This window comes from Proteus vulgaris (assembly GCF_011045815.1).
GTDB classification, from domain to species: Bacteria; Pseudomonadota; Gammaproteobacteria; order Enterobacterales; family Enterobacteriaceae; genus Proteus; species Proteus vulgaris_B.
Genome location: NZ_CP047344.1, coordinates 2078484 through 2093010 on the forward strand (window position 1 = coordinate 2078484; position 14527 = coordinate 2093010).

Here is a 14527-nt window from a genome sequence, read left to right on the forward strand (position 1 = left end):
TCTTTTATAATAATAAAATACGTAAGGAATTATTATGCAGCCTATACAGACAACCCGTTTTGCCCTTCTTCGTTAAAAAAACATATTTATAAATTAATAAGAAGGGCTTAAAAATGAATTATAAAAAAATCGATTTAGAACAATGGTATAGAAAAGAACACTTTTTACATTACCGTCATAACTTGCAATGTGGTTTTAGCTTAACAACAAAGATAGATATTACTGCCTTAAAGGCTATATTAACTAAAAACAATCTTAAGTTTTATCCTGCAATGGTCTATTTGATTGCAAAAACGGTTAATTATTATCCTGAATCTAGAATGGCTATAAAGAATGATGAATTGGTTATTTGGGATTATGCCAATCCTGCATATACGATTTTTCATCCAGAAACTGAAACCTTTTCAGAGTTATGGAGTGAATACGTTGAAGATTTCGATACTTTTTTACAAGGATATAATCAAGATTTTCAACAATATAAAAATAATCTTAACTTATCTGCAAAACCTAACTTTCCTGAAAATCACTTTTGTATTTCGATGATCCCATGGATTAGTTTTGATGGCTTTAATTTAAATATTGCGAATGTGAAAGACTATTACCCACCTATTTTTACGATGGGAAAATTCATTCAACAAAATGACAAATTTTTATTACCAATATCCATTCAAGTACATCATGCTACTTGCGATGGCTTTCATATAGCAAGAATGGTCAATAAACTTCAAGAGTTATGTGATGATTTTTCAGTTTGAGCATATTGAAATTTAGATAAAAAATTCGCTCTTTTATCAATTTAATAAAAGAGCGATTTATTTAAATAAACCTTTTCAAATATAAATTAAATTATTATCTAACTTGTTTATTGATCCATTTTATTTCTTCATTAGTGAATCGAATATTGCTTTCTTTATTTGTATCAGTATCTAATAAAATTTTGTCTTTAATTAATTTACTAACAGGTACTATAATATTGAAATGATCCCCATTTTTGATGCTATAGATTTTTAATGGAATATCATTCACCATTGCCACTGCACGTAATTCGTTAAACTCATTCCAAAAATAACCACGTCCTTCAAAGTAAAATGTTGGAGTTTTTATCGATTTAATATAGCGATATACTGAGCGAACATTAAATTCTTCTTCTTTATTACTATCAAAGGGTAGCTCAACGATCATATCACCTTCAGCACGTAATTTTAGGTCAGGTATTCCCCCTAAGGAGAAAACAGCTCTAAATTTATCACTATATTCACTCGCTAATAATGCACGTGTTCCCCCAGTGCTATGCCCGACGACATAGATACGTTTAGCGTCAATGTAAGGTAATGATGCTAAATATTCTCTCGCGGATTCTAAATCTTCCAATTCGCCATAGAACATTTCATAACGGCCAGGATTAGTATTTTCACCTCGAAAAGATGGTATCATCAGCACCATATTAGGATCACGGAAAATAGCCCCCGTTTGGTCATTATCAGCCGGTTTAGGTTGCCAAAAATAGTCATCTCCTCCTATTCCACCATAGCCTCCATTTAACCAGATCACGGCAGGTAATTTCGTTTTTTTATCTGTAGGGGGTGGTGTTAAATAGGCATACATATCACCAGGTTTAGCAGGATATTTAATAACATTAAATATTTCTGGTGGCGCTTCCCAAGGTGGATCAATATTATCAAAACTGTCATTTATAATTACGGTTTTAAAACGTTGATGTGCTTCAAATAAAGTTTCATCACGAACTTCGAGATCTGCATTAACAGAAAAAGAGCTAATACTCGCTAAAGAAAAAAGAATTGCAGGAACAATTTGTTTAAAACTCATAATTTTTATATTCATATCAATCAACTTCCCTATAGATTATTTAAGTTATGAGATAATAGCATAGGTTGTTTGAGGTTTATGAATAGAGATTTTTCGATAAATCAACAATTCAAGGCAGAAAAAAAGCATCTCAATTGAGATGCTTTTGACAATGCAAGATAGTTAATTTTTAAGTCTAGTTTACTTATTTTGCACTCGTGCGAATCAAGTAATCAAAGGCGCTAAGTGAGGCTTTAGCACCTTCACCGGCGGCGATAATAATTTGCTTATACGGTACTGTAGTACAGTCACCTGCGGCAAAAACACCTTTAATATTAGTTTCGCCACGAGCATCAACAACAATTTCGCCCATCTTATTACGCTCAACGGTACCTTCTAACCACTGCGTATTAGGTAATAAGCCAATTTGAACAAAAATACCTGCTAATGCAATATCGTGCATAGAATCATTGGTGCGATCTTTATATTTTAGGCCGGTTAATTTAGTACCATCACCATACACTTCTGTAGTTTGAGCATTTAAGATAACCTCTACATTGCTTAAGCTACGCAGTTTTTTCTGTAATACAGCATCGGCTCTCATTTCTGGCGCAAATTCTAATACTGTGACATGTTCGACTAAGCCTGCTAAGTCAATTGCAGCTTCAACACCTGAGTTACCACCACCAATCACAGCGACTCTTTTGCCTTTAAATAGTGGGCCATCACAGTGTGGACAATAAGTTACACCACGAGTACGGTACTCATTTTCACCAGGAACATTCATATTTCTCCAGCGAGCACCTGTTGCAATAATTAAGCTACGGGTTTTTAAAATTGCACCTGATGCTGTTTCAATTTGGTGTAATTCCCCTTCTGATGCGCCTGGAATTAAACGACTGACTGTTTGGCTATCAATCACATCCACTTGATAATCATCAACGTGGGCTTTTAATGCACCTGCAAGTTTTGCACCTTCTGTTTTTGGTACAGAGATATAGTTTTCAATATCAACAGTATCAAGAACTTGACCGCCAAAGCGCTCACCAATAAGACCTGTGTTTAAACCTTTACGCGCTGAATAAACTGCAGCTGATGCACCTGCAGGGCCACTACCAACAATCAATACATCAAATGCATCTTTTTGGTTTAATAATTCCGCAGTACGCTTTTCTGCATTGCTGTCTACTTTGTTAACGATTTCAGCTAAAGTCATACGACCTTGACCAAATTCGTTACCATTTAAGAATACAGCTGGAACGCCCATAATATTGCGTTCCTGAATTTCATTTTGGAACATGCCACCGTCGATCGCTGTATGTGTGACCTTCGGATTTAAAATCGCCATTAAGTTTAATGCCTGAACAACATCTGGGCAGTTATGACAAGAGAGCGAATAATAGGTTTCGAAATGAAACTCACCGTCTAACTGACGAATTTGTTCAAGTAATTCTTGTGCTTCTTTTGATGGATGACCACCAGTTTGCAGTAATGCTAAAACTAATGAAGTAAATTCATGGCCTAATGGTGAACCGGCAAAACGAACACCCGTTTCTTTTCCTGGGTTAGTAATAAGAAAAGATGGTTTACGCACATCAGCGTTATTATCTTCACGATAAGTGACTTTATCGGATAATGGTTCGATTTCTTTTAATAGCGCTTGAATATCAGCTGAATGTTTACTGTCGTCTAATGTTGCTACTAACTCAACTGGCTGAGTTAATCGTTCTAAATAAGCTTTCAATTGAGCTTTTAAATTATTATCTAACATTTTTGCACCCTCAATAAAATCGGGTGCCGAAACACCCGATAAATAACTTTTTTAGTGGCTTAATTCTTATTTAGATTTTGCCAACTAAATCCAGTGATGGAGCTAAAGTTGCATCACCTTCTTTCCATTTTGCTGGACAAACTTCGCCTGGGTGGCTAGCTACATACTGAGCAGCTTTAACTTTACGCAGCAGGTCTGATGCATCACGGCCAATACCTTCAGCTGTGATTTCAATTGCTTGGATGATACCTTGTGGGTCAACAACGAAAGTACCGCGGTCTGCAAGACCTTCGTTCTCACGCATATTTTCGAAGTTACGAGTTAATGCGCCAGTTGGGTCGCCAATCATACCATATTTGATTTTACCGATAGTTTCTGAGCTGCTGTGCCATGCTTTATGGGTAAAATGTGTATCGGTAGAAACTGAATAAATTTCTACGCCCATTTTTTGGAACTCAGCATAATGATCCGCTAAGTCACCTAATTCGGTTGGGCACACAAAAGTGAAGTCTGCAGGGTAAAAGAAGAAAACGCTCCATTTGCCTTCGACGTCCTTTTCAGTCACTTCTACGAATTGACCGTCTTTAAATGCCATGTTTTTGAATGGTTTGATTGGGGTATTAATTAAAGACATTGTATTTCCTCCTGTTTGGTATGGGAACTAATGTACCTATTCCACTTGAGAATAGCTAATACATTCCTGCTATCAGTTCAATAGGTTTTACCTAATGAGTTGAAGAAATTGATAGAGATAGGTTAACGAAATGTAGCTATTAAAGCAACTAAACAACATGACAGCATGCCTTACTTACTATCAACCACTCTCTTTATTTAATATCCTTGTCTTAAATAGCGATATAATTATAACATAATGAATTGTAAAAATAATAATTCAACTCATCATAGATTGGCTTAATACTATTGTGCTAATTTGGCAGGTTTGAGAATGGTATAAGTACACTCAAATGCCGCCTTTTGAATACGATAAATATCTTGGCTATCCGTCGTGGATTGAACAACCGCATCACCTGGTTGAAAACGTTGCAATTCTCCCCATGGGGCTTTCATTGCAAAAGCGGGTGTAGATCCCGGCACAATAAAATAATTCATTTCGATCCCTTTCGGAATAAAAGCTTGATAATCATTAGGATAAGAAATGAAATTAATTTCATTTTTCTCTGCAACATTGTAACGTTGAATAAATTTAGCTTTTCTTACCAATATTTCTTCATTACCTGTCTCTGGACAGATATTTTGCACAACCCAATCCCCCACTTTTGCAGGTTCAGAGACAGTTTCAACACCTTCACCTTTAATAATGGTTGTGATGATCTCACCTTCTTTAGCCGGCCTTACCAATACAGGTTTGGTTTTAATAGCAACTCCTGTGATCCCGGCTTGCTGGACTTGAGTAAAATAAGCTACTCTCTCTTTTTGTGGTAATTGTGACAGGTCATCTGCAAATACGAAGGAAGGAATTAAGGCTAAACCTATTAATAGTGTTTTTATTCTATTTTGCTTATAGGTCTTATTATTATTTGGATAACTGTTTTGTGTATAGAAAGGCATTGAATTATTTCCTGCTTAATATTAATCGTATTTAAATACGTTATTTTATGTCTGTAATTGCTAAACAGATTATGACAGGAAACAAAACTATGACACGAGTAAAATCCATTATCTAGCGGGGAAAAGATCAAAAAATCGAGAGATCTCACAACTTAAAAAAGAGAATATGTAATTAAGAGTAAAAAGCTTCAAACCATTAAATAAAGCATTAAAATACCTCCAATTAAATTTATCAAACTAAAAGAAATTACTTATGCAAATAATTTACCCTGATGACTATTCTAAAACTGGCAAACCCGATGAGGCCTTTGAGCAAGAATATCGTTGTGCCAAAGCACTCAAGATTCATTGCTTGTTGCTCTCATCTGAAGATGTAGCATTGGGTAAATATAAGTTTTCACACCCTTTTAAATCAGAACACCCCGTTATTTGGCGAGGTTGGATGCTAAATAAAAATGAGTATCAACAGTTATACGATGCCGTGGATATTCATGGCGGAAAAATGCTTGAAACACCTGAAGATTATATTCGTAACCACCACATAACGGGTTGGTATGAATATTGTAAAAAGTTCACACCAGAAACCGTCATTGTTAATGCAGAAACGGATTTTGAAAAGTTAACTAAGCAGCTTCAATGGCCAGCCTATTTTGTGAAAGATTATGTAAAATCGTTAACGACAACGAGAGGCTCTATCGCTAAAAATGCAGATGATATTAGGGAAATACTAAAATTGATTACACAATTTAGGGGAAATATTGAAGGTGGCGTCAGCCTTCGCCGGGTTGAAGAATTTATTAATAATAGTGAACGTAGATATTTTGTTTTAAATAAGAAAATATTTTCTGCAGATAATGAAATTCCTGAGTTTGTAAGAAAAGTAGCGAAACAGATAAATACGCCTTTTTATTCCATAGATGTAGTCAAAAACACGGCTGGAGAATTACGCTTAGTTGAGGTTGGTGATGGACAAGTTTCTGACATTAAAGAGTGGCAGGTTGAAAAACTCGTTAAAGCCTTTCTTTTATCAGGTATTTGAGGTTTTACATACTTATCGCTATATATAAAAAGGCAAAGACTTCAATTAATAACAGTACATTAAAATTTGAAGTCTTTAGATGTAAGACTAATACCTAACATAAAGTATCAAAAAATAAAATTAAAAGAGATACTTAAAGCGAACACGAGCACCGTAGCGATCTTTATCGCTACTATGTACATTTATCTCGTCTTTGCCATCTATCCGCGAATAATAAGCACCTAAATAGGTTTTAAAATTATCCATATCCAAGATATTAGGCAGTTCGTAAGAAGCAAATACTGTATTGATATTGTACTTACCAGGATTAAGCGTTAGATAGGTTTCATTTTGCCCATTATGTCCGCTTGTTTGATAATAAGCTTTAATATCATTATGTGCATAGATATAACCTAATTGGAATTTACGCCACAATATATTACTACCTATTGAAAAATCATTTTCATCTTTAGCATCAAGATAAGCAGCACTTAAGTTTGCAACAATGCCATTAGTAGGATCATCAGCTAAAGTATCCCATTTTAACGTTAGCCCATAGCCAGTGCGACGTGATTGATCTTGGAATTTTCCATATTCATCCTCATAACCATAAGCTTTACTTATTACGTTTGCGTCTATCGCACCTGCAATTGTTAGGTTATCTTTCTGCCATGCAACAACCGGTCGCATATAAATAACATTTTTACGATTATCAAGTTTACGCCCGTGATACTCACCATCTTTGAAAACTGAAGTTCCATCTTCAACTAACGCATTTAACTCAAAATACCAGTCGTTGTAATGTGTGTTAACCATCATGCTACCACCATCACTACTACGGCCACGCCCTTCTTTCATCATATAAATATAGCCAAAACCATCACCATATAAATCATTTGCAGTATTACCTGAATATTCGACGAAAGTATCTTGATTCAAAGGAAACATATCAAATGCTTCATAACGGCCAATTTTATATTCCCATTTATTACGTTGGCCAAAGTAAAAAGCAGCATCATCTAGATTCATTTTACCCGTCATGTCAGCCATAGGCTGAACACGAAAACCAGCATAATTGCCATTTTTTAATTCTCGTTCACCATCAATACCGATTAAAATCCGCCCATTAAGTGACCATTTTTCATTATCTTCAAAGTCTTTTTGCTTACCAGGCATCATTCTCATTGATGTTAATTGACCTTTTTTACTTGCTGCATCAATATTATATTCAACATCTCCATACAATTTGAGATCACCCCAATTTGTATTAGTAGAGAAAAAACCTGTACCTTCTTTATTTCCTGTATTAGTAAACTGAACTGACTGTTTTTGTTGAAGTTCATTTAGCTGAGTCTGAGCGATATTGGCTTTAGCTTGAGCTTCATCTGATTGTTTTTCTAATACAGCAATGCGTTGCTCCATATTTATTGCAGTAACGTTATTTGCAGGTTTTCCTTTAGAACCATTATTTAAATTAATAAGTTGCTCAAGACGAGCGGCTTTTTGTTCTGCTGCAACAGCTCTTGCTTCAGCCGCATTCGCACGTTGTTCTAACGCATTTAATCTTGCTTCTATAGCACTTATATCAGTTTGTGCATTAGCACATAACGGTGTAGCGAGTATCAAACTTATCACTATAGATAATGATTTCACTTTCATTCGAATATTCCTAAGTTAGCAAATGTTGATTAAATAGGTACGGCAAATACATAACAATCAACTTAGTCGATCGATTGTCCTATTTGATATAGCGTATTATTATTTTTATGCGGCAATATTTTTATAGATATCAACCGTTTATTCGTATCGCTATTTCTATTCTCAACAATAAATAAACCACTATCTATGTTACCTTTCTCTAATTTATGTGCATTAAATGCACGTATTATCAAGTAAGGTATACGTTTGAAGTAATGCACTTATTCTCGTTTAAGTGCTTACGAACGTTTATTATTTTGATCTAGTATTTATTTTATTGTTATTACAAGAATATCTCTGGTTTACGTTTTCTATTTTTATAATGGCTCACTAACCTAAATAAAATAATCGCTAATGTGGAACATTTCCACAATCATTTGTGATTTTTTTGATATCAGTACAATAACCTAAGGAAAATGCTACAAATGGTCATCAAAAAATGATGACTTATAAAAATAAATAAAGGAGTGATTGCTAAGATAGTAATTAGGAAATAAAACGAGTTTTACAAGGAAATTGTTGGTTTCTGTTATTTAAAAACCATTTTTATAAAGCAGTAGGCGAGGAGAAACAACGGATAGAAAAAAACTGACAGAGGTCATATTATGATAACCTCCGTCCATCATTATCATATTCTGCCAGGTTTACGTAATGCTCTACGAAAGTAAGAAACTGGCATTTTAGGGCAAATTTGTTCTTTTACAGCTGGATTATTTTCTAAATCCTCTTTTTCTATTTCATTATGTCTTCTTGTATTTTGTGGTTGAGTATCTGTTTTATTCATCTTCCCTTTCCTCTGAGATCAATGCCTCATTAATAGCTTCGATTTTCTCAACTGCTTCATTAAGAATAGAAGCAATACGTTCCGCTTTTTCCACTGAAAGCTCTTTTAACACCAGTTTATGGCGTAATACAGCCTTTAATTTTCCAACAGCAGACTCAATCTCTTCAGAAACACCACCCGCGTTTTGAGACAAGTCTCTCGCATAAGCAAGTTTTCTTTGAATATTGGCATCTATTTCCTGATGTTCAGTTAAAAATGCAGAGCCTTCAGGTGTGATGCTGTAATTTTTACGACCTTTTTCAGCAATAGTGGCAACCAGTAGATCTTGCTCTTCAAGTAATGTTAGTGTTGGATAAATAACACCAGGGCTAGGCACATATAATCCTGACGAGGCTTCATCTATTTCACGAATAATTTCATAACCATGGCTCGGCTTTTTCGCAATCATGCTGAGCAATAAAACTCGTAAATCACCATGATCAAACATACGTTTTAATTGACGACCTTGGCCTTTACCTCGCCCACCACATCCACGACCGCGTTGTTTACCTTGTTTTTCAAAACCATGTTCGCTATGACAACGTTCACCGCGACCTTCATGTCCGTGATCATGTTCACCATGACAACATTCACCGCGACCTTTATGCCCGTGACCATGTTCACCATGACGACATTCACTGTGACCTTCATGCCCGTGTTCATGTTCACCATGACAGCATTCACCGCGACCTTTATGCCCATGACCATGTTCACCATGACGACATTCACTGTGACCTTCATGCCCGTGTTCATGTTCACCATGACAGCATTCACCGCGACCTTTATGCCCATGACCATGTTCACCATGACAACATTCACCGTGACCTTCATGCCCATGTTCGCCATGACAGCCATGCTCGCCGTGATTTCCATGGTGTCGATCTTGTTTCCCTTTACCCCCACAACGTCCTTTCCCGTGACCATGACTACCATGTTCGCCATTTTCGGCGCGTTGTTGATAAAGTGAATGTAATGCTCGAATCATCATAAATATTCCCTCATTGTTTTAGATATATCGAATTTATACAATGCAATATAAACCGATATATCTAAATGATCAAGTTTTAGATATATCTAAATGCAACTCTAAATTAACTTTATCTTTAACAATATGATTTATCTATGATTATATACATATAAAACAGAGAGTTATTATGAATGATTCTCATTATCGAGTTTGCTTTTATGTGCTATCAGTGGAAATAAAAGAAGAAAAAATCAAAATAGCTATAAAAAATAAATTTTAGGGAAGTAGTTGTCGCTCTGTTTTAGTGAGCTGATGATTACAAGTAATAAAGAGAAAACGATAAGTGACGACGTCACCTTTTTTTGTGAGGAGAACCATTAAATGTAGATAGAGCCCCAAAAAAGCGAAGATAATGAGATATCACTCATATCTTCGTTTTTTAGGGTGAATATTTTTTAGTGATAAAAAATTATTGTTATAACTATCTCTCTAACGCAGATAAAACGACCTTCTTAATATATTGGTACCCTGCCTCAATTTGTTGTTTATCACCTATTTGTGTACTTTTTATGGTAAGTTGTAACAGACTCAAATGTTTGATTGTTTCCCATTCATTTTTATCTAGACAACACTCATGACAAAACTGTGCAGGCGCATCATCACTATTACGAGCGCAAAGTGTAAGTAAGCTTAAGTCTTGCCTGTAGTGACTTTTTACAACTAAGTTCTCATATATTTCTTTATTCAGCTTATTTTGTGTTTCTAAACACTTATTCCCTTTTTTCACAACTGCAAAATTCAATTTATTAAAATCAGATGCTGATAAAACTCGAATAAAATAATGCTCCCCTTCTTTCTCAAAGGCTTGAGCTTGATTAAAGAATTGTTCAAGTTTGACTCGTGTTTCCCATTGAATTTGGGCATATTTTCCATATCCCGATAAAGTAAAGGGATAAAGTTGATGTACACTCCACATTGAAGCCACTGCGGGTGCTGATTGAATACCGTCAATTTCGGGAACTCCATCAGCTTGCTCTGGACATAATCTTGGTGGGTTAGTTAGAAAATGACTCATGCGTGCATCTTTAATACACACGACACCCGTGGGATAAGGTGAAAAACCAGCTTGAAAAGGTTCAAAAGAGACAGAGTCTGCGAGAGAAAGTTGTGTGACGCTTTCATATATTTCTGGCGTTAATTCAAGTAGAGGCGCTTCTTTTTTTAGTTTTTTGCACAATGTCTTATAAGGAATAAGTTCGTAATTATCATCAAGGAATAAGCTTTTCATATAGCCAAACTGTGAAGCATCTATATGAATATAAAAAGAGTTTTTGTATTTTTCCTCACACTCTCTTCTTAATTCAAAAAGTGGTTTTAATTTATCAATGCTGCCATAAGATGGAGATCCTAACATGCCAATAATACCCAAAATAGGTTCACCCTGTTCAATAAGGCGTAAAACAATACTACGCATTTTTTTAGTATCTGTTTTAAATGATCCATCAATGGGCAATGCAATAAGGTTGTCATATCCTAACCCCAATATATCCATTGCTTTCTTCCAAAATTCAAAACGCGAAACAGGGACAAGCAATTTTCCTAAATGCATCGTTTTTGTCATACCCGTTCCCCGGCATGTCAAATAACTAACATCATCAAAAATCTCACGTTTATGAAGTTGTTCACCCATAGCTAAAATATCTGAGATAGACATATTGAATAATTCAAATGCTTTTTTATCAGCAACCAAATCTCGTGACTTGGGATGGCGGGCAATGGCCATGGGTAATGTTTTTAAATTTCTAAGTGCCCATAATATTTCATAGCAAGCAAGGGTATGACTTGTCGTGATATGCCCAAATGCATCTTTCGATGAATAGCCAATTAATTTACAGAGATCATCTATAATTTTCTTTTCTTGTTGTTTTTGTAAGGGGGAGTGGTGATTAAAAACATTATCTGAATTGTAAGCCAATGCAGAAAGGTAGCCGAATTTAGCCAATTGCATCACCTGTGAATGATGATGAGAAAAATAAGGCTCAATATCTGATTGAGTAAAATTGCTTTGCTGTTTTAGTGTTTCTAAAATATTGTCATAAGCATTATCTACTGCTTTTTTTTCAATCGTACAATTTTTTATTTTAGTCTCTAAATTATCACTATTATTTTTTTTTGCTTTATTTGCATTAGGAAAAGAATACTCACTATTCATTAATATTTTTGCCATCTCTCGATGATAACATGCTAGGGTATCAACGGTTCGGGTATGGTATACACGCTCTGTAGCACTCAGACAGGTTTGTTTATGATTTGCCATCATCGCACCTATATATAAATTTTTGTTATTTGTTTTAATGAGAATTGTGTTTGTTAATCGTAAATAATTAATCTCTATTCAAATGATATACTACATGATGAGTAAGAATCTTCTTTATTTTATTGATATTAGTTAAGATTTTTTCAATTCAAACTAAAGTTTTCCTATTTAATGATAAATGATTTAGTTTTATTTGTTAGTTTCTTTGTTTTATTATCAATTTTGATTTAAGTTACTTTTCAGCTAATGTGATATTATTTTTACTAAGGTTAATACTTAAATCTACTTTAATTAGAATAAATAAATATTTCTATCGCCCAGCATCAATTAAAAGGGATAGATATTAAATTTTATGCTTCACTAAAAATATATTTATTTAATTGTTATTCATTTTTACTTCAATATATAAAAAAACACATGATAAATTGAACATGTGTTTTTCGGAATATTCGCTTTTTTAAACAAAAAATAACCATCACTTCTTATAACAAATAATATTTAACACCCTTAGTTACTATCATTTACGTTATAAGTCGTATTTTCTAGCATAACTTTACCAATTAAATCACCAGACTCCATTAACTGATGAGCTTTTCCTGCTTCTGTTAATGGGAAAATGGCATTAATTATTGGCTTAACTTTACCTTCAGTAATCAATGGCCACACATGTTGTTTTAATTCTTGTGCAATGTAAGCTTTTTCTTCTACTGAACGAGAACGCATCGTTGAGCCTGTATGAATTAATCGTTTAATCATCATAGGCATCATATTTACATTTTTTGGCATCCCTTTCATCATGCCCACTTGTATTATGCGTCCAAATTTGCTCGCAACTTGATAATTCTTTTCGACATAATCGCCACCGATAATATCAAGTACAACATCTACCCCTTTGCCCTGAGTTAAGATAGGAATTTCTTTAGCGAAATCAGCTTGTTTGTAATTAATGACATAATCAGCACCAATTTTGTAAGCTACTTCCTTTTTTTCTTCAGAACCTACGGTTGTATAAATGGTTGCCCCTATAGCATGAGCGAGCATAATCGCAGTAGAGCCAATCCCAGATGTTCCGCCATGAATAAGGACAGACTCACCCTGTTTTAGTTTGCCTAACTGGAATAAATTAGCCCAGACAGTAAAGAAGTTTTCAGGTAATGCGGCAGCTTCAATATCCGTTAAATTCATTGATGGTAATGCGATGTCTTCATGTGCAATACAATATTGGGCATAACCACCACCAGCAACTAAAGCACAAACTCGATCACCCAATTGCCATTTAGTACAGCCTTCACCTAAAGCCACTACTTCTCCAGCAACTTCAAGGCCAGGAATAGGCGAAGCATCTTCTGGTGGCGGGTAGCTTCCTTGTCTTTGAAAAATATCCGGTCGATTAACACCTGAGGCGGCAACTTTAATTAAAAGATAATGAGGAGGAAGTGAAGGAATGGATGATATTTTTGCTTGTAATTTGTCTATATCACCAGGTTCTATAATAGCAATCTCTAACATGTTTGCAGGTAAAACAGTATTCATCATATGCTCCCATTTAATTTGTCCAATCTCAGAGTTTAACGCTAATTAAGCTGTTTCTATCACTTATCTTATTTATTTTAAGAAAAGTGTTCGCCTATTAAGCAATAAATAGATCAAATGTATTTAAAGGAAGATTATAACCAACCTTGCTTTTGATGTTGTATGCAAATCGGGCACAATATTGCGTCGGATTTCCATGATAAGAAAGCTAACCGACATTTTTCACAGTGTGCATCATAATAGTGGTAAAGAGTGGGTTCGCTATTTTTAGCGACATGTTCTTTGACATGAATAGATTTAGGAAAACAAACGACTTCACAATTCATACAACCAGTGCAACGTTTTTCATCCAGTTTGAATATATTGTTTTCGAGTTCAATCGCACCTTCATCACAGACCTTGGCACATGCGGAACAAAGAATACATGTTTCGTTATCTAACTGGATTTGGAACCAACTATCTTCTGGATATAGTTGTTTTCTTGCATTTAATCCTGTTCTTACTTGGTTTTTATTTAATGGTTTTTCATCGAGTTTTTGACGAAAAAGCATAAAACGACGCCCGCTATCAATATCAGTAGGTTCCGTGATCATTAATTGCCAGATAGGCTCTTGTAATGTTTTTAGTTGAAGATTTAAATTCGCTAAAACAGGAAGCCATTTATCCACTAAAGGTTGCGCTATTTTCATTCCTCTAATGTGATATTGGCGATGCCACACTAACAATTCTTCTGTACTGGCTAGTGGTTCATCATGATTAACAACAAGATAATTATCCTGATGTGTTCTTTCATGAGGTGCAATGTTTTCTATTGCATCTACAGGGCAAGTAAATAGGCAATTGCCGCATTGAAAACAGCGTTCATTATCTATTTTTACCTCTAGATGACCAAAAGTGATAGCGCCTACAGGACAAACTTTAGAGCAACTATCACATAGGCTTTGTTTGAGGCGTTTTCTAACACATTTATCATTAATAATTGGTTCAGGAGGAAGATCCACCTTAATAAAACGCCTCATACATCA

12 protein-coding genes are annotated in these 14527 nt (G+C 34.9%); 2 read left to right on the forward strand and 10 right to left on the reverse strand.

Going from position 1 to position 14527, the window contains the following annotated elements; translation table 11 throughout:
• The first annotated feature begins 113 nt into the window (after nt 1-113).
• Nucleotides 114-755, forward strand: a complete 642-nt coding sequence (gene catA, locus GTH24_RS09855; RefSeq protein WP_164526351.1) for a type A chloramphenicol O-acetyltransferase — start codon at nt 114-116, stop codon at nt 753-755.
• Between the two features lie 94 nt (nt 756-849).
• On the opposite strand, the gene GTH24_RS09860 is transcribed toward catA, so the two are convergent.
• The 4 genes from GTH24_RS09860 to GTH24_RS09875 all read right to left on the reverse strand — a co-directional run bounded on the left by GTH24_RS09860 (nt 850) and on the right by GTH24_RS09875 (nt 5146).
• Nucleotides 850-1842 (reverse strand): alpha/beta hydrolase family protein, encoded by a 993-nt coding sequence (locus GTH24_RS09860; RefSeq protein WP_072068159.1) that lies wholly within the window; start codon nt 1840-1842, stop codon nt 850-852.
• A 169-nt stretch (nt 1843-2011) separates the two neighbouring features.
• A complete protein-coding gene (gene ahpF / locus GTH24_RS09865) occupies nt 2012-3577 on the reverse strand; it encodes an alkyl hydroperoxide reductase subunit F (protein ID WP_072068160.1) in 1566 nt (521 codons plus the stop codon).
• A 70-nt stretch (nt 3578-3647) separates the two neighbouring features.
• Nucleotides 3648-4211, reverse strand: coding sequence for an alkyl hydroperoxide reductase subunit C (ahpC, locus tag GTH24_RS09870; RefSeq protein ID WP_006536680.1), 564 nt, complete (start codon nt 4209-4211; stop codon nt 3648-3650).
• Nucleotides 4212-4495: 284 nt separating this feature from the next.
• Complete coding sequence (locus tag GTH24_RS09875; protein WP_082151752.1) at nt 4496-5146, reverse strand: hypothetical protein; 651 nt, start codon at nt 5144-5146, stop codon at nt 4496-4498.
• Nucleotides 5147-5399: 253 nt separating this feature from the next.
• Between GTH24_RS09875 and GTH24_RS09880 the strand changes: the two genes are divergently transcribed.
• Complete coding sequence (locus GTH24_RS09880; protein ID WP_072068161.1) at nt 5400-6185, forward strand: ATP-grasp domain-containing protein; 786 nt, start codon at nt 5400-5402, stop codon at nt 6183-6185.
• A 120-nt stretch (nt 6186-6305) separates the two neighbouring features.
• Here GTH24_RS09880 and GTH24_RS09885 read toward each other — a convergent pair whose 3' ends face one another.
• The 6 genes from GTH24_RS09885 to GTH24_RS09910 all read right to left on the reverse strand — a co-directional run bounded on the left by GTH24_RS09885 (nt 6306) and on the right by GTH24_RS09910 (nt 14521).
• Nucleotides 6306-7823, reverse strand: a complete 1518-nt coding sequence (locus GTH24_RS09885; RefSeq protein ID WP_072068162.1) for a carbohydrate porin — start codon at nt 7821-7823, stop codon at nt 6306-6308.
• A 667-nt stretch (nt 7824-8490) separates the two neighbouring features.
• On the reverse strand, nt 8491-8646 hold the full coding sequence (locus GTH24_RS09890; protein ID WP_164526352.1) for a hypothetical protein: 156 nt from the start codon (nt 8644-8646) through the stop codon (nt 8491-8493).
• Complete coding sequence (locus GTH24_RS09895) at nt 8639-9673, reverse strand: PadR family transcriptional regulator (RefSeq protein ID WP_241254073.1); 1035 nt, start codon at nt 9671-9673, stop codon at nt 8639-8641. The genes GTH24_RS09890 and GTH24_RS09895 overlap by 8 nt, the downstream gene beginning before the upstream one ends.
• Nucleotides 9674-10133: 460 nt before the next feature.
• The gene (locus GTH24_RS09900; protein WP_072068164.1) at nt 10134-11969 is read right to left on the reverse strand and encodes a pyridoxal-dependent decarboxylase; all 1836 of its coding nucleotides are present in this window, start codon (nt 11967-11969) and stop codon (nt 10134-10136) included.
• Nucleotides 11970-12476: 507 nt separating this feature from the next.
• The gene (locus GTH24_RS09905; RefSeq protein ID WP_072068165.1) at nt 12477-13505 is read right to left on the reverse strand and encodes an NAD(P)H-quinone oxidoreductase; all 1029 of its coding nucleotides are present in this window, start codon (nt 13503-13505) and stop codon (nt 12477-12479) included.
• 131 nt (nt 13506-13636) lie between these two features.
• Nucleotides 13637-14521, reverse strand: coding sequence for a 4Fe-4S binding protein (locus GTH24_RS09910; RefSeq protein WP_072068166.1), 885 nt, complete (start codon nt 14519-14521; stop codon nt 13637-13639).
• Between the last annotated feature and the right edge of the window lie 6 nt (nt 14522-14527).